The sequence below is a fragment of the Ligilactobacillus saerimneri DSM 16049 genome (assembly GCF_000423265.1).
GTDB classification, from domain to species: Bacteria; Bacillota; Bacilli; order Lactobacillales; family Lactobacillaceae; genus Ligilactobacillus; species Ligilactobacillus saerimneri.
In genome coordinates this window covers 1-19,589 of sequence record NZ_AUHQ01000004.1, presented here as the reverse complement: position 1 = coordinate 19,589, position 19,589 = coordinate 1, and the positions used below count along the sequence as shown (strand labels likewise).

35 protein-coding genes are annotated in these 19,589 nt (G+C 39.3%); 25 read left to right on the top strand and 10 right to left on the bottom strand.

Annotated features, from left to right (window positions below; all coding sequences use genetic code 11):
• Nucleotides 1–30: 30 nt before the first annotated feature.
• The 9 genes from G541_RS0102395 to G541_RS0102355 form a co-directional block, all read right to left on the bottom strand.
• Entirely contained in the window at nt 31–1,014 is a 984-nt protein-coding gene (locus G541_RS0102395; protein ID WP_027826375.1) for a diacylglycerol/lipid kinase family protein, read from the bottom strand.
• 176 nt (nt 1,015–1,190) lie between these two features.
• Nucleotides 1,191–2,324, bottom strand: coding sequence for a site-specific integrase (locus G541_RS0102390; RefSeq protein WP_027826374.1), 1,134 nt, complete (start codon nt 2,322–2,324; stop codon nt 1,191–1,193).
• Nucleotides 2,325–2,569: 245 nt separating this feature from the next.
• On the bottom strand, nt 2,570–2,983 hold the full coding sequence (locus G541_RS0102385) for a hypothetical protein (protein ID WP_027826373.1): 414 nt from the start codon (nt 2,981–2,983) through the stop codon (nt 2,570–2,572).
• Entirely contained in the window at nt 2,983–3,420 is a 438-nt protein-coding gene (locus G541_RS0102380) for a hypothetical protein (RefSeq protein ID WP_027826372.1), read from the bottom strand. The genes G541_RS0102385 and G541_RS0102380 overlap by 1 nt, the downstream gene beginning before the upstream one ends.
• 156 nt (nt 3,421–3,576) lie before the next feature.
• Complete coding sequence (locus tag G541_RS0102375; protein WP_027826371.1) at nt 3,577–3,957, bottom strand: PH domain-containing protein; 381 nt, start codon at nt 3,955–3,957, stop codon at nt 3,577–3,579.
• A 32-nt stretch (nt 3,958–3,989) separates the two neighbouring features.
• Nucleotides 3,990–4,538: a hypothetical protein gene (locus G541_RS0102370; protein WP_027826370.1), complete on the bottom strand. Its 549-nt coding sequence runs from the start codon at nt 4,536–4,538 to the stop codon at nt 3,990–3,992.
• A 58-nt stretch (nt 4,539–4,596) separates the two neighbouring features.
• Entirely contained in the window at nt 4,597–5,139 is a 543-nt protein-coding gene (locus G541_RS09955) for a helix-turn-helix transcriptional regulator (RefSeq protein WP_051174537.1), read from the bottom strand.
• Nucleotides 5,139–5,543: an ImmA/IrrE family metallo-endopeptidase gene (locus G541_RS09950; protein ID WP_051174536.1), complete on the bottom strand. Its 405-nt coding sequence runs from the start codon at nt 5,541–5,543 to the stop codon at nt 5,139–5,141. The genes G541_RS09955 and G541_RS09950 overlap by 1 nt, the downstream gene beginning before the upstream one ends.
• Before the next feature lie 4 nt (nt 5,544–5,547).
• Nucleotides 5,548–5,874, bottom strand: coding sequence for a helix-turn-helix domain-containing protein (locus G541_RS0102355; protein WP_027826369.1), 327 nt, complete (start codon nt 5,872–5,874; stop codon nt 5,548–5,550).
• 369 nt (nt 5,875–6,243) lie between these two features.
• On the opposite strand from G541_RS0102355, the gene G541_RS10365 reads away from it, so the two are divergent.
• From G541_RS10365 to G541_RS0102325, 4 genes are all read left to right on the top strand, one after another.
• Nucleotides 6,244–6,393, top strand: coding sequence for a hypothetical protein (locus G541_RS10365; protein ID WP_155824452.1), 150 nt, complete (start codon nt 6,244–6,246; stop codon nt 6,391–6,393).
• A 16-nt stretch (nt 6,394–6,409) separates the two neighbouring features.
• Entirely contained in the window at nt 6,410–6,607 is a 198-nt protein-coding gene (locus tag G541_RS09210) for a helix-turn-helix transcriptional regulator (protein ID WP_035162749.1), read from the top strand.
• Between the two features lie 62 nt (nt 6,608–6,669).
• Nucleotides 6,670–7,446: a phage antirepressor gene (locus G541_RS0102335; RefSeq protein WP_027826368.1), complete on the top strand. Its 777-nt coding sequence runs from the start codon at nt 6,670–6,672 to the stop codon at nt 7,444–7,446.
• A 209-nt stretch (nt 7,447–7,655) separates the two neighbouring features.
• On the top strand, nt 7,656–7,853 hold the full coding sequence (locus G541_RS0102325) for a hypothetical protein (RefSeq protein ID WP_027826367.1): 198 nt from the start codon (nt 7,656–7,658) through the stop codon (nt 7,851–7,853).
• On the opposite strand, the gene G541_RS0102320 is transcribed toward G541_RS0102325, so the two are convergent.
• Nucleotides 7,834–8,331 (bottom strand): hypothetical protein, encoded by a 498-nt coding sequence (locus G541_RS0102320; RefSeq protein ID WP_027826366.1) that lies wholly within the window; start codon nt 8,329–8,331, stop codon nt 7,834–7,836. The two genes, G541_RS0102325 and G541_RS0102320, sit on opposite strands and share 20 nt — an antisense overlap.
• A 108-nt stretch (nt 8,332–8,439) precedes the next feature.
• Here G541_RS0102320 and G541_RS0102315 point away from each other — a divergent pair, with 108 nt between their 5' ends.
• The 21 genes from G541_RS0102315 to G541_RS0102205 all read left to right on the top strand — a co-directional run bounded on the left by G541_RS0102315 (nt 8,440) and on the right by G541_RS0102205 (nt 19,578).
• Complete coding sequence (locus G541_RS0102315) at nt 8,440–8,631, top strand: helix-turn-helix domain-containing protein (RefSeq protein WP_051174535.1); 192 nt, start codon at nt 8,440–8,442, stop codon at nt 8,629–8,631.
• A gap of 5 nt (nt 8,632–8,636) precedes the next feature.
• The gene (locus tag G541_RS0102310) at nt 8,637–8,900 is read left to right on the top strand and encodes a helix-turn-helix domain-containing protein (protein WP_027826364.1); all 264 of its coding nucleotides are present in this window, start codon (nt 8,637–8,639) and stop codon (nt 8,898–8,900) included.
• 111 nt (nt 8,901–9,011) lie between these two features.
• On the top strand, nt 9,012–9,164 hold the full coding sequence (locus G541_RS10360; RefSeq protein ID WP_155824448.1) for a hypothetical protein: 153 nt from the start codon (nt 9,012–9,014) through the stop codon (nt 9,162–9,164).
• Nucleotides 9,165–9,179: 15 nt separating this feature from the next.
• On the top strand, nt 9,180–9,476 hold the full coding sequence (locus G541_RS0102295) for a helix-turn-helix transcriptional regulator (RefSeq protein ID WP_235806371.1): 297 nt from the start codon (nt 9,180–9,182) through the stop codon (nt 9,474–9,476).
• A 15-nt stretch (nt 9,477–9,491) separates the two neighbouring features.
• The gene (locus G541_RS0102290) at nt 9,492–9,704 is read left to right on the top strand and encodes a hypothetical protein (RefSeq protein ID WP_027826362.1); all 213 of its coding nucleotides are present in this window, start codon (nt 9,492–9,494) and stop codon (nt 9,702–9,704) included.
• Nucleotides 9,688–9,951 carry a hypothetical protein gene (locus tag G541_RS0102285; RefSeq protein ID WP_027826361.1) on the top strand — a complete coding sequence of 88 codons (264 nt, stop codon included), beginning with the start codon at nt 9,688–9,690 and terminating at the stop codon, nt 9,949–9,951. The genes G541_RS0102290 and G541_RS0102285 overlap by 17 nt, the downstream gene beginning before the upstream one ends.
• Entirely contained in the window at nt 9,944–10,474 is a 531-nt protein-coding gene (locus G541_RS0102280) for a hypothetical protein (RefSeq protein ID WP_027826360.1), read from the top strand. Before G541_RS0102285 ends, G541_RS0102280 begins: the two co-directional genes overlap by 8 nt.
• A 2-nt stretch (nt 10,475–10,476) precedes the next feature.
• Nucleotides 10,477–11,871 (top strand): DEAD/DEAH box helicase, encoded by a 1,395-nt coding sequence (locus G541_RS0102275; protein WP_027826359.1) that lies wholly within the window; start codon nt 10,477–10,479, stop codon nt 11,869–11,871.
• Complete coding sequence (locus tag G541_RS0102270) at nt 11,871–12,566, top strand: AAA family ATPase (RefSeq protein WP_027826358.1); 696 nt, start codon at nt 11,871–11,873, stop codon at nt 12,564–12,566. Before G541_RS0102275 ends, G541_RS0102270 begins: the two co-directional genes overlap by 1 nt.
• 12 nt (nt 12,567–12,578) lie before the next feature.
• Nucleotides 12,579–13,127 carry a hypothetical protein gene (locus tag G541_RS0102265; RefSeq protein ID WP_027826357.1) on the top strand — a complete coding sequence of 183 codons (549 nt, stop codon included), beginning with the start codon at nt 12,579–12,581 and terminating at the stop codon, nt 13,125–13,127.
• A 66-nt stretch (nt 13,128–13,193) separates the two neighbouring features.
• Entirely contained in the window at nt 13,194–13,994 is an 801-nt protein-coding gene (locus G541_RS0102260; protein ID WP_027826356.1) for a bifunctional DNA primase/polymerase, read from the top strand.
• Nucleotides 13,987–15,267 (top strand): virulence-associated E family protein, encoded by a 1,281-nt coding sequence (locus tag G541_RS0102255; protein WP_027826355.1) that lies wholly within the window; start codon nt 13,987–13,989, stop codon nt 15,265–15,267. The genes G541_RS0102260 and G541_RS0102255 overlap by 8 nt, the downstream gene beginning before the upstream one ends.
• A 294-nt stretch (nt 15,268–15,561) precedes the next feature.
• Nucleotides 15,562–15,906, top strand: a complete 345-nt coding sequence (locus tag G541_RS0102250) for a VRR-NUC domain-containing protein (RefSeq protein ID WP_027826354.1) — start codon at nt 15,562–15,564, stop codon at nt 15,904–15,906.
• 93 nt (nt 15,907–15,999) lie between these two features.
• On the top strand, nt 16,000–16,233 hold the full coding sequence (locus G541_RS10355; protein WP_027826353.1) for a hypothetical protein: 234 nt from the start codon (nt 16,000–16,002) through the stop codon (nt 16,231–16,233).
• Entirely contained in the window at nt 16,214–16,618 is a 405-nt protein-coding gene (locus G541_RS09945; RefSeq protein WP_051174534.1) for a DUF3310 domain-containing protein, read from the top strand. Before G541_RS10355 ends, G541_RS09945 begins: the two co-directional genes overlap by 20 nt.
• Nucleotides 16,618–17,130: a hypothetical protein gene (locus G541_RS0102235; protein WP_027826352.1), complete on the top strand. Its 513-nt coding sequence runs from the start codon at nt 16,618–16,620 to the stop codon at nt 17,128–17,130. The genes G541_RS09945 and G541_RS0102235 overlap by 1 nt, the downstream gene beginning before the upstream one ends.
• Entirely contained in the window at nt 17,130–17,564 is a 435-nt protein-coding gene (locus tag G541_RS0102230) for an ArpU family phage packaging/lysis transcriptional regulator (RefSeq protein WP_027826351.1), read from the top strand. Before G541_RS0102235 ends, G541_RS0102230 begins: the two co-directional genes overlap by 1 nt.
• Before the next feature lie 90 nt (nt 17,565–17,654).
• On the top strand, nt 17,655–18,188 hold the full coding sequence (locus G541_RS09940) for a Panacea domain-containing protein (protein WP_027826064.1): 534 nt from the start codon (nt 17,655–17,657) through the stop codon (nt 18,186–18,188).
• Nucleotides 18,178–18,948, top strand: coding sequence for a hypothetical protein (locus tag G541_RS0102220; RefSeq protein WP_027826063.1), 771 nt, complete (start codon nt 18,178–18,180; stop codon nt 18,946–18,948). Before G541_RS09940 ends, G541_RS0102220 begins: the two co-directional genes overlap by 11 nt.
• 109 nt (nt 18,949–19,057) lie before the next feature.
• A complete protein-coding gene (locus tag G541_RS10350; RefSeq protein ID WP_155824422.1) occupies nt 19,058–19,201 on the top strand; it encodes a hypothetical protein in 144 nt (47 codons plus the stop codon).
• Between the two features lie 194 nt (nt 19,202–19,395).
• Complete coding sequence (locus G541_RS0102205) at nt 19,396–19,578, top strand: hypothetical protein (RefSeq protein ID WP_027826062.1); 183 nt, start codon at nt 19,396–19,398, stop codon at nt 19,576–19,578.
• Nucleotides 19,579–19,589: the final 11 nt, after the last annotated feature.

Below are 19,589 nucleotides of genomic sequence, written 5' to 3'. Positions count from 1 at the left end.
TTATTCACTAACACGCGCAATTTAGATGCATTATTTTTCTTCTCGTTCTTTAACCGGAATACTGCTAGGGTTGATCCAGAAAGGATAACGGACAGATTTGAAGAGAACATCAAAATATTTATTCCCTTTTTCTTCACCATCAACCTGGTTAAACTCAAGCGAATTGACGCTGACATGAATAGCATCTTTTTTATAGTAGTGAACAGAGGGCAGTTTCAACTGTTTGCGGAAATAGATCATGATTCCTAATAAGATGAAATTGAAAATGTTCATGTTCTCGAAAATAATCAGGTCTAACTGGTGGTCACTGGCATTTGCTTGGGGGGTTAACTGGAGATTGCGCCCATTATAAAATGGGTGGTTAGCGATATTTACCAGGTAGGCGTGCTTATAAAAATCATATTGGTTATCTACTCGAACCCGAACGTTGAAAGGCTCCTGGTTGGTATGCGCTTCAAAAATATTGATGAGGTAGGGAATAAATCCCAAATGGAGTTTTTGAAGTAACCGGTGTTTCTTCATTTGGTTTTGGAGACTGACGATGTAAGCGTCGATTCCAATCCCAAAGTCATTCAAGAAATAGCCCGTTTCCCCGTGAAGGGTATCACTGTATGAACCGATATCATAATAAGTTGGTTCGGTAGCATTGAGGACTTGCTCCAGAGCCTTTTGTGGTGAAGCAGCGATCCCGATCCCAGCAGCAAAGCTGTTGTTATTACCGGAAGGAATGAAAGCAACCGGGACATCTTGTTTACCACTGGCTTTGATACCGTTGATAGTATCGTTCAAGGTGCCATCACCGCCAACTACGAGGATGACATAGTTCTCCAAGGCTAGGGACGGAGTAGTAGCGACAAAATCGTGCGCTAATTGATAGGCATCACCAGGCTGCGTTGTAAAATTTTTGTCATACTGAATGTTTTTGTGCTGCAGCACTTCTTCAGTCATGCTCCAATTCTGGGCGGCGATCCCATTATTAGCATGTTTATTAACAATAACAAAGAATTTGCGCATGAAAAGTGAAACCTCCTAAAACTCACTGTAAATTAAATACTGTTCAATTATACTACTATAATGGAATATCATGAAACAAAAAAATCCGTAAAACGTCGATATTACGCAATTTCACGGATTTAAAATTTATCGTGAAATGTCACGACCGACCAAAAAAGTATGAATTTTAGTATGAATTAAAAATTCACAAAAGCGGTATACTTGTCAGCTGTCCCTTTACGTTGCTCTGCCGTCACTGAGGTATAGATATTAAGCGTGATTTTTACATCTGAGTGCCCGAGTTGCGCTTGTAGCTCTTTAATCGGCATACCTCCCTGAGCTGCCAAGGTAGCGTAGGTGTGGCGGAAGCCGTGCAAAGTGATCTGATGTAAGCCAATTTCATCAGCCAATTTATTAGCTTTGAGGGAAAGGCCACTTGATTGTAAAAGTTTATTTTTTTTGGTTGTAAAAATTAGCTGATTTTTATCCAAAGTGTTAAAGCCGTTACTTAGTAGCCACTTAGCCTGCTTAGCACGCCACTCTTTTAAGACCTCCACCGTGTTGCTATCGATGTAAGCCTTACGGACACTTGCCACAGTTTTGGGCGGATTGATCACGGGCTGATTATTTAAGTCAGTGGCCTCCGTTTTAGTGACGTCCACATACCCCTCTTTAAAGTTGATGTCTGACCAGGTCAAGGCCAGTGCCTCGCCCTTGCGCAATCCTGAAAAAGCTAGTAGTCTAAAGAAAGTATAAGACTTAAAGTCGAGTGTTTTTTCAGCACTTTTTAGGAAAGTCCGAAGCTCGTCACGCGTGTAGAAGTTGGCCGAGTTATCGGCTTTTTTTATACGTGGCATGATAATTGCCTCAGTCGGTACACTATCGATCAGCTGAAGGTTGCGAGCATAACGTAAAATACGCTGCAATAAGCCGATCCACTTATTAAAAGTGACTGCCTCTTTGCTCCAGGAATTGACCGCACGCTGACAATCTAAAGTAGTGATGTCAGCAATTTTTTTATGCCCCAAAAACGGTAAAATATGTTTTTCCAGCATGATTTCAGTTAATTTGAAAGTCGACTCACGGACAGTGAGTTGGTAGGACTCAAGCCACATGTCCGCAAGTTCTTTAAAAGTGATATCACTAGCCTGGCTATATCCACCAGTATGGATTTGCTTTTCAAGCTCGTCCGCAGCGATTTTAGCATCACGCTTAGTCGCAAAGCCGGACTTTGACTTGAAGCGTTTTTTGCCAGTCAGTGGATCAGTGATACATACCTGATACCGCCATCTATAACCTTTTTTAGTTGTATATTTTTTAAAAGTTGCCATTATAAAACCTCCTAAACGGAAGCAAGAAAGACGTGGCAACAGCCGCAGCTTTTAAAGACATCAGGGCGTTGGTCATGAACTATCTGGAAATTCCGAATAGTTGACTGTTGCATAAAATGCAATAGTCATAAAAAATGCCTTCCATTCCACGCTAGGTAGAACAAAAGGCATTTCCCGCAACAGTCCCCGTAGGGATCCTGATGCTAGCTCCATACATATTCTACCATAATGTGGGCTTAATTTTTTTACAGTAAAGAAACTAGGATACTTACTACACCAGCTATAGCAGAAATTCCTCCGATTATGATTGTTCCCCAAAAGAAGCGCCTGTTTTCTTTTTGCTGATTAGTTTGGTACTCTCTTTCTTTTAATAGGGCATTCTCAATTATCATAGGAATATTTTTCTCTAGATTGTCAAGTCGATGATTAATGACTTCAAACTTAGCATCAATCTTAGTATTTAGTTTTTCTAACTCAGCTTGAGTTTTTGACTCGGATACCTTTAGTTCTGGATGTGTTACGTAATCGTTGTTCATGTTCCCTCCACCTCCGTCACCATCTTTATAATTATTATATTCCATAAGGTTGGAAACATTCGAGCCAACAATTAGATTTCTATTTTTTTGTGAATTATATGGTGTAGGAATAGGCTTGACCATTAATCATCCTCCAATTTAAGCGGAACGGTAGTTTTAAAGAAGATCCCTGATTCAACTGCCATAGCAACTCCCATTTCACCAGGATGCTTATCTGTATTGGAAATTTTTATATTGATATTAGGGTACTTCAGTTCATTGTTTTCTACTAAGATGTTTCGATCAATTTTAATGCCTGCTGTAATATCAGCAAGACCAGAATGATTAGGTATTTCGACATAAGCCTGATATAAATATATTTCTCTATTTCCCATTCCAGTCGTGATGGTTGTGTAAAATAGCCTATCTGTAATATTTTGATGTTCATCAAATTTAGGCAAAATAACAAAATTGGCATATGCTTTTATTCCCTCATTAGTAACCCTAATGTAAGGAGTGAGTTCACTCGGATCTGAATTTTTTATCGTAAGTGTAAACAACGATGGGCCTGACGGATACATTATGAGTCCTCCTAACTACAATTTATTTTCTCTAAAAAATACACACCGCTACAAAATGTTGGTATAGTAGGGCTGGTTTATTTTCTCTGAAAAATACACTAAATAATAACCTTGAAACCGTCGTCAGGATTGACCATGATGTCGGCGAGCTTGCTATTATTTAAGTATTGCTTCAGCTAATGCTTTTTGAATTTCGTTGATATGCTTATCTTTTCTGAATTGCAGAGATTGCACAGGTTCGGGTGCTCCAGAAATCCAGATTTTTAGCTCAGCATCTAGGTCAAAGTGACCAGCAGTTTCAACGCTAAAGCGTGAAATACTCTTATACGGAAAAGTCTTATAATCAACTTTCTTTCCTGTTACACCTTGTTTATCGACAATAATTAGGCGATAGTCAGTGAAAACAATTAAATCACGAACTAACTTATACGCTAAATTAATTGATTCTCCTTCAATCAAAACAGGCTCTAACTCTTTTGCTACCTGTTCATGATTTGCATCGGTAGCATTTCCCATAATTCCATTAAGTAAACTCATAAAAATTACCTCTTTCTTTAATTCAGTAACAATTACCATTGCTGGTTTTGGTCATAATCAGGGAAGTCCTCTTGACCGTTGTCCCAGGCATCGTCCCGCTGAGAAGACCAGTTTTTAAAGTTCTGCGTTTCATTACCATTGGAATCGACTATACCTTGTTCTTTAAGCCATTCATCCTGTCCTTTTACCCAGTCATCTGAATTGCCGTAAACATCTGATCCAGGAGCATGATCTTGACCAGGCATTACAGCATTACCTTTGGGATCGTAGCCACGTTGGCGATTGATTTCTCCTTGGGTTGGTTGCTGTTGACTTTGTTGAGCTTGAGACTGTTGCTGAGCTGCGGAGCTACTACTTGCCTGAGCTTGTTTCTCACTTTCCTGCTTAGCTTTAATGGATGAAGCTTTTTTACGACTTTCTTGCGCTTTTTTCTCACTAGCTTTTTTAGCTTTCAGTGATTCCTTTTTCTTCAAACTAATTGATTCAGCCTTTTTATCAGTCTTTGCTTGACTATTATTCCCACACCCTGCAAGCAATAGGGTAGATAACAAGGCAATACTTACTATCTTTACTTTTTTCATTTCCATATTTCTCCAAACTAACTAAATAACCACCAATCCAATAACTTTGAATTCGTCGTCAAGTGTGCTTTTTTTGTTGCTCTTTCCATTCTTCCTCTATAAAAGATAAAACACGCTGAAAATGTTTCTCATCTAATTTACGAATGAGCGTTAACGGATCTGGTTTACTTTGAGCAAATCGCAAATCGAGCTGTGAAGGTTCGACATCAAAGTAATTGGCTATCTTGAGTAAATTTTCTTTATTAGGGAGGGATGTTCCTTTTACATAACCCGTAAGAGTGCTCTTAGGAATCCCAAGATCATTATGCAGGTCAATCTGTTTTACATTATTTGCTACTAATAATGTATTTAACTTGGCAGAAAAGAAATTTTTATTTCCAATAGCTTGTGGCGATTCTTCAGTAACTAGAGCCGATATAGAAGTATCGAAGAATTCAGCGATTCTTTCTAGTTTTGATGCCCTAGGGTATGTTTTTCCTTTTAACCAATCCAGTACAGTAGTGTATTTAAAACCTGTTCTAATAGAAAAATCTTTTGCATTGATCCGTTGATCATTTAATAGTTGTCTTAAGTTCTTCGCAAATATCTTTTTACTATCCATTAATTAACCTCGTATCTAGCATATTCCTCCGCCACTTGATCACTTAGCTTGCTTGGAATCGCGAAGCATGACATGAAACGGTAGGGTTCGCTGATGTCGACGTCATGAGTTTCTGCCCATTCTTTTAGTATCTGAAAGGCGACAGCATTTGCATCATGTTCGGCCTTGCTATCGGCGGCCGATGTTAATAGGTAGTGACCATTGTCACCGTTCATAACATGACCAATCTCATGAGCCATTGAGAAGGGAATCTCATTTTTATATTTCCAGTTCAGATTAATCACGATGTTTTTGGGATTGGCTAATGCAAACGAGGGACAATCAGGCGACAAGTCTGTACTCATTGTCACGCCGATACCATGGTCAAAAGCATAGTTTGCTAACCATGAAATAATATCGTCCATAAAATCACCCCTGTAGTCGTTTTAGCAAGTCGTTGATTAGCTCACGGTCTTGGTCAGGGATCTGTTTTCCTTGATATGTAAGTAAAGCGTCCATATCTGCCAAATCAACTGAATTACTATCTTTTTCTTTTTTCTCCTCAGGGCGTCCCAGCAAGTAGTCGGTGGTCACACCGAAGTAGTCGGCGAGATTAGCCACAGCCGAGCTAGCGGGCTCAGCCTTGCCAGTTTCCCAGGCGGTAATAGTAGTCTGAGTTACCCCTATAATTTTGGCGAGTTCTGATTGAGACATCTTTTTTTGTTTTCTTAAATCTCTAATTCTTTGCCCTATCATAGTTTTTTCTCCTTATTTTTATTAAGTTTGCTTACTTAAATAATAGCATTGCTTAATATTTAAGTTAAATAAAAACCACGTTTTAGCAAAAAAATTAATAAAAGTTATTGACTTATTAAGTTAACTTAGTATAATAGAGTATGTAAGGTTGATTGATACCTTACAAATCTAAGAAAGGAGAAGGGCCATGAAAAAAGTACAAAAAAAGAAGAGGTCTTTTAAAGACTTCTTCCTCAAAATTGAATTGAAATTTTTCCCAGAAATTTCGTTCAAAATAGAGTTTGGATTTAAGCGTTAATCAAACTCAACTAAAGAAAGGGGTAATAACCCTTATCTTTAGTGTACATTTTATCATGGTAGGTCAAAAAAATGAACTGGAAGAAACTTTTATTAGGTAAGGTTAATTACACAAAGACCACTGACAACGGTAAGTATAACGTTAAAATCGACATTCAAGGTGGGATCTTATCAGTGGTTACAATCATCGCTTTGATAGCATGGTTGATTCATATTTTATAAGAGAGGACTGAATAAGTTGGATAGTCTTAAAGTTTTACGAGTGAGAAAAAACATATCTCAGCAAGAACTAGGAGAAGCTTTGGGAGTTTCGCAGATTACCATTTCATCATGGGAACAAGGAAAGACAAATCCTAGCAGTAAAAATGTATATGAGTTGGCAAAATTTTATAAGGTTGAGCCAACCGTTATTTTTAATGCAATTTTTAATCAATAAACTTAATAAAATTAAAGCTTATCGGCACGTTTTATTAATTTAAATGATAAGGAGGCTACACAATGAAAGATCTAAAAGTATTCAACTTCGATAATCAAGAAGTTAGAACGCTACTTATTGATGATGAACCTCACTTTGTGGGTAAGGATGTTGCAACAATTTTAGGGTATACGAATCCTCAAAAGGCGATTAGAGATCATGTTGATGAAGAAGATAAAACGGTGAACAAAACGTTCACCGTCAATGGCACAAGCCCTATTTTAATCAACGAATCAGGACTATACAGCCTGATCCTGAGTTCTAAGCTCCCAACCGCTAAGAAGTTCAAGCGCTGGGTGACAAGCGAAGTTTTACCAGCGATCAGGAAGCACGGGGTGTATATGACGCCTAAAACGATTGAAGAGATCTTGGATAATCCTGATGCGATCATTCAATTAGCAACAAATTTCAAGAGGGAACGAGAAGGGCGCCTGATTGCTGAGCAACGAGTAAATGAGTTGACACCAAAGGCAAGCTATTACGATAAGGTGCTGGCTAACAAGTCGCTGGTCACGATTACAGCGATTGCTAAGGATTATGGCATGAGTGGTCAGAGAATGAATGCTTTGCTCCATAAGCTGGGGGTTCAGTACAAGCAGGGTAAGACTTGGCTACTGTATGCCAAGTATCAAAAGAATGGTTGGACGCACTCAGAAACAGTGATGATTACAGATCGTTACGGCAATGAAAAAGCGGTATTGAATACCAAGTGGACCCAAAAGGGGCGCTTAGGATTGTACGAACTACTAAAAGACAATGGAATCCTACCACTAATTGAGCAAGACGATGACGTGGCATAGGAGGTGTGAGGGATGAAAGACAAATGGAGAGATTTCTGCTTTTTGGCGACTGAGTCACTAGTGGTGCCAATTGTTGTGGCAATTATCGTATCCGTATTGGTTACCTTAGCAGTCCGCCGATTAGGGTTGTGATAAGTGAAGTGATGAAGGCAACGATTATTGGAATTAATACACTACGAAACCAAAAGCAAGAATTGGAGTGATGAAGAATGACTAGAGAAGAATACTTAAAAGTGTTTAAAAGAGAGAACAATGTGTCAGATTTGTTTGGAGCAGACTTTGCAAAGGTTGGGACCGAGATTGTCGATTTGTTAAAAGAAAAAGACTTAACGCACGATCAAGCGTACGCAAGTCTTCAGTATGCATATAACCTAATTAAATATGAATCTAATTTTTTGAAACTTTAATAAGGCTAACGGGTTCAAGCTCGAAATCTTTTTCTACGAGCAAGAAAGGAATTTTTATATCTGTACCTAAATAAGAAACGTTTAAAAGTCTATATTCTGGATCATCAATATTTTTTTCAATTGTATTAACAAAGTTGATCATTTCTTTCAATAAAGCATACGGGTGCTTATACAGACTATCAGGATGAGAATAAGGTTTATTGAGATAGTTATCGAAACAAACTCTCCTGATGTCAGCTGGAAAACTATCTGGGGTGTCAACATTAATTCTGTTATTAGTTGTTGATAGATCTGAGTGGATATGAGGTTTGAGGACATAGTAATCTTCATCAAAATTTAAAGTATCGGCGAAAAATAACTTGTTATTACATTTCCACAGAATTTTATAAGTTGGCATCTTGGCGCTTTTACGTTCTTCGAAAAACTCTTTAAATACGTTTATGGAGTATTCGAGGTACTTCGCTTCAGTTAGCTTCATTTTATAGAAATCATCCTTTACAAATTATATTTGTGAATTTTTTAAAGGCCAATTCACAAATATAATCATAACTCTATATATAGATAATTACAAACGGAGGAACACAATATGTTGTGGGAAAAGATCAAAAAAAGAGCAGACGAGCAAGGAATATCGATCTACAAATTAAGCAAAATTGCAGACATTCCAAATGCGACATTTTACAACTATCGCAATGGATCGGATCCGTCGTTTAAGAATATGTGCAAAATTGCCGACGCCTTAGACGTCAGCTTGGACTATTTCAGAGAGGAGTCATAAGCGAAATGATTAAGTTGAAAGAGCTGCGGAAAGCACGCGGAGAAAGTATAAGAGAGATGTCCGAGAGGTTGGATATACCAGCTGACACAATTGCAAAATGGGGGCAGGGTACACGGAAACCTAAGCTAGAAAAAATAATTCATATTTGCCAAGTTTACGGCATTTCATTAGCCATCTTAGCACCCGACTTATGGGAAGAGGTAGTTGGAGCGGTTGACACGATAGATCTAAAAGACGAACTAGATAAGCGTGAAGACGAAGCACGATAATAGCAAACAAGCTAAAGGAGGAGAGAAAGTGACATCACTAGGGATCATCATTTTTTGCATCATCTGCGGGCTCGCAGTTGAAATCAAGAAACTATTTGAGGAGGACTAGCAATGATAAGTAGGAAACTAAGTGAGATTGTAATGGCAATTCTCTTTGGGATGCTTTTAAAGACGGACAATAATTTCGTTGCCGTCGTAACATTGCTTGCTATGGGGATGGATTCTATGTGGATTCTGTTATCACATCCCGAGCTGCAAGACTAGGAGGCGATAGTCGTGATGATCGACGACATGCAGTGGGTCGAAAGCCTAAGTCCTGAAGCTTTAAAGCGGCTGGCAGAGCGGATGGGTGAGGTAGTACCCACATCAACACAACAGACAAAAACTGAACGACAAGAACGGTTGCTACAGGTAGGACAAGCAGCCGAGTTCTTGGGGATGTCGACAACGACTTTTTATCGAAAACGTGAAAAATATCATCGAATTTTTAAGCCACTGGAATGTGGCGAGCAAGGAACAAAATTCAGACAGTCGGACTTAGAACGACTGATTGAAGAACATCCGGAAGTTTTATAGAGGAGCAAGAAAGACGTGAAAACAGTAAAACTTAATTTCCTTGAAGAAAGACAGTTAAAACACGCTTTAAGTGATTTGTTGTACAACAACCTACCGAGTAGAGCCACCACTGAAGAAGAACAAGACCTATATCGAAGTAACACAGAGAATGCACTAGATATATGCGAAGCGCTGGAGTTTGACGATTTAAGAAAGGAGTATGACGAGAACTATGACGAAAGTTGGTGATGGAAGCATAAAAAAAGAGCCTACTGCCATAGGCTCAAATATAAAACACTTACAAGAAAAGTATAGCACAAAAATCGAGGACTGGGAGTTGATAGCTAAGGCTCATAAGCTGGCTATCGATACCTTTGATGAACCAAGGGATGAGTTCGAGATGAAAAATAATGCAGTTATTGTGTCACGCTACAAACTAGCACTCGATAAAATTGCATATTACAAAAGACTATTAGCGGAGGTTACAGATGAATAAGTACGAACCGTATCAAGTGATTAATGAAGAAACTGCAAGCATTGCTTTTTGGGCTATTGAACAAGAAGAAAAGAAACTTGCATTATACAAAAAACAGTATGAAGAAACACTGAACCTTGAGATGGAAAAGTATCAAGAGATGTTAGCGGAGAAAAAACAAGCTTACGAGAAGGTCTGCGAGGAACCTAACCGTAAGATTGCAAACTGGAAGCAGTCGTTAATTAACTTCATGGAAGCACAGCAAGCAACTGATTCGAATTATCGCTTAAAGACAGTTAACGGTAAGTTGGTTCAAACACACCCTAAGAAGTGGCATGTTGATACTAAAAAAGTAGGTAAAAGACTAGCCCAGCAACCAGGCAATGAAGCTTGGTTTGAACCACAAGCGCCGAAGTTCAAGTGGGGCGAATATAAAAAGAGCTTGCAGGTATTGGATAACGGTCAAGTAGTCGACAGCAACGGTGAGATTGTTCCTGATGTAACGGTTGATCGGACTGTTGAATACCATATTAGGAAGGCTTAGGCATGTTCACACTACGCGACTATCAAACTGAAACGATTGATAAAGTTTATCAATCCATGCGACAAGGCCACAAGCGGATCATCGTCCAACAACCACCACGAACAGGGAAAACTGTCATTATGGCTGAAATTGCTAGGCGGACGACTGGTAAAAACAACCGTGTGATGTTTGTTATCCACCGCAAAGAAGTCCTTGCTCAAGCAAAAGCGACATTTAAGCAGCAAAACGTTGATATGGGCCTAGCTACCATGGGCATGGTTCAGAGCCTAAGTAGGCGTCTAGACAACTTATCTCCGCCCGACTTAATCCTAATTGATGAAGCCCACCATGCCTTAGCTAAAAGCTACGTTAGAATCTTGCAAGCTTATCCAGATGCATATGTATTATTCTTCACTGCTACCCCAGTTCGAACCGGACATGATCAGTTGGACCAAGTGGCGGATGACATTATCGTCGGCAAATCCATCAAATGGCTAACTGATCATCATTTTTTAGCACCGTATAAGTATTACGGACTAGGCGATATTGATCGAACTAAGCTTAGAAAACGTAACGGTGACTATACGGTGGAGTCAATGGACCAAGCCTTAGATCGTAAGATTTACGGCAATATTGTCAGACAGTACCAACGGTTAGCAAATGGTAAGCAAGCGGTTGTTTACTGTCACTCCGTTGAAAGTGCCAAACGGGTGATGGCTGAATTTGAAAAAGCAGGAATTAGTTCTGCGGAAGTTGATGGTAACACTCCAGCTAAAACCCGTGATGACTTAGTAGCTAAATTTCGGCGTCAGGAGCTAATGATATTGGTCAACGTCAATCTGTTTACCGAAGGGGTGGACCTCCCCAACGTCGATTGTGTCATCATGGCCCGACCAACTCAATCACTAGCCTTATACTTGCAGTTCTCGATGCGTTGTTTGAATCCGCGAGAAGGTAAAACAGCAATCATTATTGATCACGTTGATAACTTCTTGACCTTTGGGTTACCGATTAACGACCGTGACTGGGAACAAGCTATCGTGACCAAGGATAAACGGACAAGTAAATCAACCGGCGATGTCGGACCGGCTATTACGCAGTGTCAGGAGTGCTTTGGAACGTTTTACCGAAGCGATATGAAAGATAGGTGTTGCCCGTACTGCGGGCACGAGATGAAGGCCGAAAACAAAGACTATAAAGTGGTCAATGTTGACTTGCAAGAGATTAAGAATGCAGAACTGGTCAAGCACCGTAAAGATATGGCGCAAAAGATTATTCAGGACAACTTAATGAGTAATATTGCTGGTAAATCACCCGGACAACTACGAACGCTTCAGGAATTTCAAGCATACGCTAAGTTACACGGGTTTAAGCCAGGCTGGGCCTGGTACCAATATAAAAATAGGAGGAAACATTAATGATTCAACTACCTAAAGACGAACCGAGAAAGCCCCAACCGGAACCACATAACTTCTTTATCTGGGGCGCAACAATGAGTGGTAAAAGTTATTTTGCTTCGTTTTTCCCTCATCCATTGTCACTTAATACAGATGGGAATGCTAAGCAGGGTAGTGTACCTGATATTCAGATTCGCAATATTCGCGGAAAAGATGGCAAACTAACCCAATCAGTTATTGAACAGCTTGACGGGGTTATTACTCAACTGCAAACTACGCCACATACATTCAAAACGATCTTAGTTGATGTGATTGATGATATTTGCGTAATGATTGAACAAGCCATCTGCATTGACAATAATGTACAGACATTGAATGATATTCCTTTTGGAAAGGGATTTTCAACATTCAACAGTATTTTGCAGAGATTTGTGATGGACTTGAAAGCTTTACCAATGAATGTGATTTATATCAGTCGTGAATTGATTATTACGGACGAAAAAACTAATACATCTGAAGCTGTACCATCACTGAAAACTAAATACTACAACATTGTTAACGGTAACTGTGACTTGGTAATTCATACCCAAAAGTTTGGTAATGATACTTACACGAGGACAGTGACAGATCGGCGAGCAAAGTACAAACCAGAAAATATTAAAGACGCACGGGTAAGAAAATTGTTAGAAACTTGCAACGGAATGTTTGAAAAATAGGAGGACAAATAAATGAGTTTAGTAGATGTTTATAAGAAAGCAACAGAAGGTTGGGACGCAAAGAATGATTCAGCACAACAACGGGATCAAGGGTTACCTGCTGGTGATTATGATGTGATCTTAGACTCAGTATCACACGCAACATATAAAAGTGGCTACGAATGCTTGCGGTTTGTGATGACTGTTTACCAAGGGGAACACACCGGACGCAAGGAATTCATCAATGTTAGCTTGGCTGAAAAGACAAAGGATGGCAGACCGATGCCAGACTTCGTAGTTAGTCAAAACATTCGTTATGTGGCCAAGATCGGGGCGCTGGTCGGCCTAGATATGAAGCCGGAATACTTCGATGGAGTTGAAACTGACCTCTATGAAAACTTCAATCAAATGTTTCGACCATGTGTGGGCAAGTCCTTAAAGATGACGGTTATTCTTCGACCAAATAAGGACAAAACTAAAGATCCCTACCGCTCATATGATTTTGCCCCCGGAGAAACTATCAGTACTCCGGATCCAGTGGCAGCCGATCCTGAAGTAACCGATGACGATTTGCCATTCTAAAAAATAAGTGGCAGTGACCGTAACCCACCGCACGGGTGAAAAGCCCGTTAATAAAGGAGCGATAACATGCAAAACTTGAAGAACTACGCCAAACAATATGCCGAACGTGGTTTCAGTGTTATCCCAACGATTGGTAAAAAGCCATTAATAAAGTTTGCGGATCAACCAATGCTAACCCCTAAACAGATTGATAAGTTCTGGACTAGGAATCCATATGCCAATATCGCGTTAAAAACTGATCAGTTCTTTGTGGTTGATGTTGATCGTCACAGTGATGGCGAGGATGGAACAGTAGCGATTAAAGAACTTGGTCATCCGGAATGGTTTAATACATTATGCCAAAAAACAGCACATGGCGGCTTTCAATTCTTTTTTAAAAAACCAGCCGAACGGATCACGCAAAACATTGGCTTTCTGCCTGGGGTGGATATCAAAGCACATCCTAATAACTACGTGGTAGTGGCACCAAGCACGATTGATGGGGCAGCTTACCAATGGTTAAACCGCAAACCAATGATTGAACCTGCTGGCGAGCTAATTCAACTGATTGAAGAGAAAAGCAAGCCGAAACTTAGTGATAAGCAACTGCAAACATACAACCAGGAAGGCATGCGGACACGGACAACTGAGCTGTTTGAACAGATCGTTAACGGATTGGGGCCAACCGGTGGCCGGAACAATGCCTTAGCTGTATTTGTGGGTGCATTATTGCTACGGAATGTTAAGACAAGGGCTGTTTTAGAATTGGCCCGCTTGGCCAATAGTCGGACTGAGTTTGCTCTATCAGATGATGAAGTAGTAACAACCGTTAATTCAATTATCAAGAAGCGAATCCGAGAAAAAGGTGGTGAAGTAATCGATGGGTAAAGTATTCGATATTAATAACGCCAACAAATTAGACCAGATGAATGCAAAGTCGGGGGAATGGACTGAGGATCTTAAAAAGAACAAGAGCGGGGCTATTAAGGCTAACTCACTGGTCAATATCGAACTAATCCTTGAGAACGATATCGAGTTGAAGAATACATTCAAGTTTAACGAATTTACCACTGAAATTGATGTTGTTAGACCCAATCCCCGTTTGCATTTTAAGACGGGACAGTTAGTAGATGCCTATATTGATCAGATTGCATCGTATATTGAACAGCATTCACAATATGAGGTGCTGTTCGATAATAAAAAGATTCGCAGTGCGATTACCGTTGTTTCGATGGAACACTCATACAATCCAGTTTTAGACTATTTCAATCGAGCCGTTAAAGAGTGGGATGGAGAGAGCCGTTTAGACACTGTGATGGAAGATTATCTAGGAGTATTGCCAGATGATACTAGTCGTTTAATCACGAAACTATTTTTTGTTGGGGCAGTGGCCAAAGCCCACAATCCACGAATGAAATTTGACTTTGTTTTGGATTTAGTCGGTGGTCAAGGAGCCGGTAAAACAACGTTCTTGCAAAAGATTGCCCCGTGCGGATACTACACGGATCAGTTCTCAACGTTTGATAACAAGGATGATTTCGCAGTAATGCGGCGGGCCTTGATTATCAATGATGATGAAATGACGGCGACTAACAACGCTAGTTTTGAAATTCTAAAGAAGTTCGTAACCCTGCAAGAGTTTGAATATCGTAAGCCATACGGTCACCAAGCGGAGAGATTTGCTAAGAACTTCGTGATGGCTCGGACAACCAATGAATTGTACTACTTGAAGGATAAGACAGGGGAACGGCGTTTCTTGCCCCTTCATGTCAGCAAGGCTCGCCAAAAACACCACCCTGTGACGGATTTAACTCCAGAATATGTGCAACAACTTTGGGGCGAAGCGGTGTACCTGTATCAGAATGGATTTGACTTTGGTTTAACTCAGGAACAAGAAATAGCATTGAACCAGCACCGTAAAGAGTTCATGTTTACCGATGAACTAGAAGATAAGATTGAGGATGCACTAGTTAATGAGTGGTCTGACAAGAACTTCCTGACATCTGAAACAATTGGCTTGAAGGTGGCACCAGGAATCGACTTGGTAAAGAGCCGCAAGGTGGCTAATCAGATCGCCAACATTATGATCAATCGGTTTGGTTGGCGTAAAGGGAGAAAGTGGGTTAATGGCGAAGCACGACGAGGGTACTTAAAATCCTGACACATCATGACACTAAATGACACTAAAAAACGCGGTAGTGTCATGCGTTGAAACGTTGTTATATCAATGATTGCTAGCTATTCCATGACACTATACCAGTATATTTTATAAAAAGTATGTAGGTAGTAGTAACCATGACAGAGAGAGGAACACGCCGAAAAAAGTTTTGAACGGCTAAAATAGTGGCTCTAGTGGCATAGCCTTAGAGCCACAAGGGATTGAGTACATGACACATTGAAAAAATAGTGTCATGTACTGTCATGCAGAAAGGGGCAAAGGATGGAATTTTTATAAATGAATCAACCAGAACATAAAATTCAAGACGCAATCCGCGTCGCTTTGTCTGCTGCTGATTGTACTGTATTCAGAGTGAACGCTGGACAAGTGCGACTACCAGATGGTCGCTTTTTTCAAACGGGCGTGCCAAAGGGTCATCCTGACTTGTATGGGTTCAGGTGGGCAGACAATAAGATTTTTTACATTGAAGTTAAGACGAAAACGGGACGACCACGCCCCGATCAGATTAAGTTTCATCATTTTTTGCAGCAAAAAAAGGTGATCCACGGCATCGCCCGATCACCAGAAGATGCAGTAAAAATTGTGTGTGAAGGTCTGGTGGGGTATGGATTCGAAAATTAAAAAACGGCACTATTTTTAACAATAGGGTCTGGAAAATCGAGTTCAAAAATAAAAAAATGGGGCTTTTTTAACGATAGGATTGAAGAACTGACAATGTTACCGAAAGAAATTATGGAAAGATTATACAAAGCGAAGCACGAAGTGACCGAAGCGTATTACTACTACAAACTTAGTAGCGAATTAAAAGCACCGGTTAGAAACGCTATGGAAGCCGAAGACGCTTTTAGTTTCGCACTAAAGTATATTAACGAAGCAATGAAATATCTAGATGAGATGGAACAAGTTAGTGGCGAAACGGAGGCTAACCATGAACATTCAAGCAATTAAACAAGTAATTGAATCAGCAAGTCTAAAAATCGATGAGTTTAATACTAAGGCTACAAACATGCGGACAGAAGAAGGTAAGAGTTTGTGTGAGGCCTGGGTTTATCTGTATAAAGCGGGGATAAAAGCATTGGTCGATAAATTCGGGGCGTATGATGATGCACTAAAGCCTGACCATTATGCTAACGGCGAGTTTGAGTTGTTTGACATGATGGAAGCAACATACCCGAAAGAGCAAGTTGTTGGCTTTTATAAACTAAATGCCATCAAGTACCTAACCAGATACCAACAAAAGAACGGAATTGAGGATCTGAAGAAGGCAATGGTTTATATTAAACGCTTAATCCAATTCGAAGAGCAGGGCGTACGGGTTAAGAAGGTGGGCTAATGGGCAAAATACCAAAAGAAATGCTACAAGCTACAGATCGACTGTATGCACGCTATGGAGCGAGTTACATGAAAGAAGCTCCGACTGATGATCCTGATGTAAAAGTTATCTTAAAGTGGCGATCAAAGATAGCGCGAGAAAAGGCCTGGAAAAGTGTGCAGATCAAGAAAGATCCCAAGAGCCCGATGAATCATAGGAAATTTCTTAGAATGGATTCTGAGCATCGGCACCGCTACTTAAGAGCTTTAAAGCATGCACATCCTGACTGGGATGACAAAAGAATTTGTGCATGGGTTGGAATTAACATGATAGAGTATTGGACTTATAAGAATAAACAGGCAGCGACGACAGTATATAAATATCTTATTTTTACAGAAACTGGCGACTTCATTAATGGATATTTCGATTTGGACGAGATTGGTCGCCTCTATGATGTAGGTAAAAAAACTAAGCATTTAACAACTTTAAAGGCAGAGTTAAAGCGTAAAGGATATATTTTAAGGAAAAGGTGATGGCAGTGATAACGTTGTTTCCCCGATTGGACGAAAAAGAAACTGCACGGGCAGTCCGTGAGTATTTGAAGGAAGATTATGCTAAGGTGTGCCTTGCTTTAGGTACGTCACCGAGTAGTCTGAGGTCACCGCAGATATCTGGTGAGCCACGGGGAACTGTCGCTGGCAATCCAACGGAGGACGGATTGATTAAGCTAATTGATTTGGATGTTAAAGTTAAGGAAGCATATCAGCGTTTAGAACGGCTTAATCAATCAGGAGCTAAGTTACTTTATCAGTGCTACTTACTCCACATCAGCCCTGAAACAATCGCTGATGAAAGCTATCGCTCCGTGAGATATATCCATGGAAAACTACAGACTGCTTGTTGCCAGTTTGCGTCATGCCTGGCTGACATCACAGAGAGAGAAGTAGATCTCAGAGTGTGGAAGTAATAAGGAAGTCTACCGAAATGGTAGGCTTTTTTGTGTCTGAATATAGCTTGACGGGCTATGATATACTCTTATTGAAAGGAGTGAAGTGCTATGGAAAGTATCGAATTACAAAAACCTTTAGCTGTAGCAAACTTTGTAATTGAAATTGCTAAGGAAAAAGGCAATCCAGTAACGAATTTAAAACTACAAAAGATATTATTTTTTTTACAAGGATACTTTTTGTCTAACTATGGAGCCCCTTTGATCGATGGAAGTTTTTCTAAATGGAGATATGGCCCTGTGGAAGAAAAGGTATATCAAAGTTTTAAAAATTATGGCGCAACTCCAATAAACAGCGAATTCAAAGAAGCAAGTATTGATAGAGGAATCATATATGTCAATCCTGTGAGAATGAATATTACTGAATTAAGTGACAATTTAATGAGCGAATTAAAGGAGTTAGTAGAAAAACTAATTAATATAGAGCCGTGGGAATTAGTAGATATAACTCATAGACACTCAAGTTGGAAAAACTATGAAGACGAAATTCATTCATTTGAAGCTGAGGATTATACAAATGAAGAAATTGAGTCATGCTTCATTGATAATGAAAAATTCCTAATCGGAGAAGAAAATGAAAAATGAAGAACTAGTAAGTGTGTTTATGAATTGTTTTATCGATTATGCACGTGACAGAACACATGAAAATAATCAAGTTAAAAATTTAAGAGAGAATCTAATTACATTGAGTAAACAAGAAGAGGCTTGTAGAGAGTATTCAGGTATAAGTGAGTTTATTTATAAACTGAGTAACGAAGATTTTCAATTGTTAAAAGTATTTTTTGACTTAGATGAGAAAAATGAAGGTTACTATAATGGTGCCATTGAACAGTTGACAAAGTTAACGGGTAAAGAAAAAACTACTGTTCATTACGAAAATCTAAAACATTTTGAGCGTCATGTGAAACTTAGTTGTCATCAGAGAGATTATATAAGTAACAATATCACGAGAGTATCTAAGGATATTGAAAATATTACATCGAAAGTAGACGAGGCCAGAGGTAAAGTTAGTGGTATCTACTCTGAATTCGTTGGAATACTAGGCGTTTTTACGGCATTATCGTTTGCGTTGATGGGTTCAGTACAAGTATTTGGTAATATCTTAAAGAACGTTAACAATCCAACCATGGGTAATATCGGTTATGTTCTAGTAGTTGGTGGATTATATTTGATACTCATTTACTTAATAACAATGACATTGTTTATTGCCATGAAGAAAGTATTTAATAATGATTCGAAGTATAAATTCGATGAGAGATTCACAAAAATCATTATTTTAGCATCTGCATCATTAACATTAGTGGGTGTGCTATTTGTTTGCGCACATGTATGGTTAAAAGTCTAGTTGGTTAACTAGGCTTTTTTTGTATAAATAGGTTGACTATACACTATATAACGTGTATCATAATAGATGTAAGGAAGAAAGCCTTACTAAATTAGGAAAGGAGTTAGCTATGATAAAAGAGGGCATAATAATAGCTCTAGCAATCAGCTACTTACTTGATAGACAGGTTGCACGCCGTAAATCAAGAGCAGAATCTAAAAAGCTAGAGCTAGAAAACATAAAACTGGAACAAAAGTTAAAGCGTAAACAATAGCTCCAGTAAAACCAGGGCGATCTAATCGCCTTGGTTTCATGTACCTCAATCATAGCATAAAAGAGATATGAGTTCATTATTATTCATGGTCTTAGCAGTTGCTGTGGTGGTTAGCGTATATTTAGATTTAAGAGTTAAAGCGCGATATAAGAAAGTTAAAAAACGCAATCAAGAGTTAAAGGATGTACTAAAAGATGACGACCAAATTAAGTGATGCAAAAAAGAAAGCTAACAAAAAATGGGACGACAAAAACAAGGAAAAGAAACGTCTGTACCAATATCGTTCCTATGCTAAAAAATACGTCAGAGAGCTTGCCAGCAAAAATGATCTGTTAGAATTAAAAGCGATGATTGAGGAACGATTAAGTCAATTATAAATCCGTGCAGA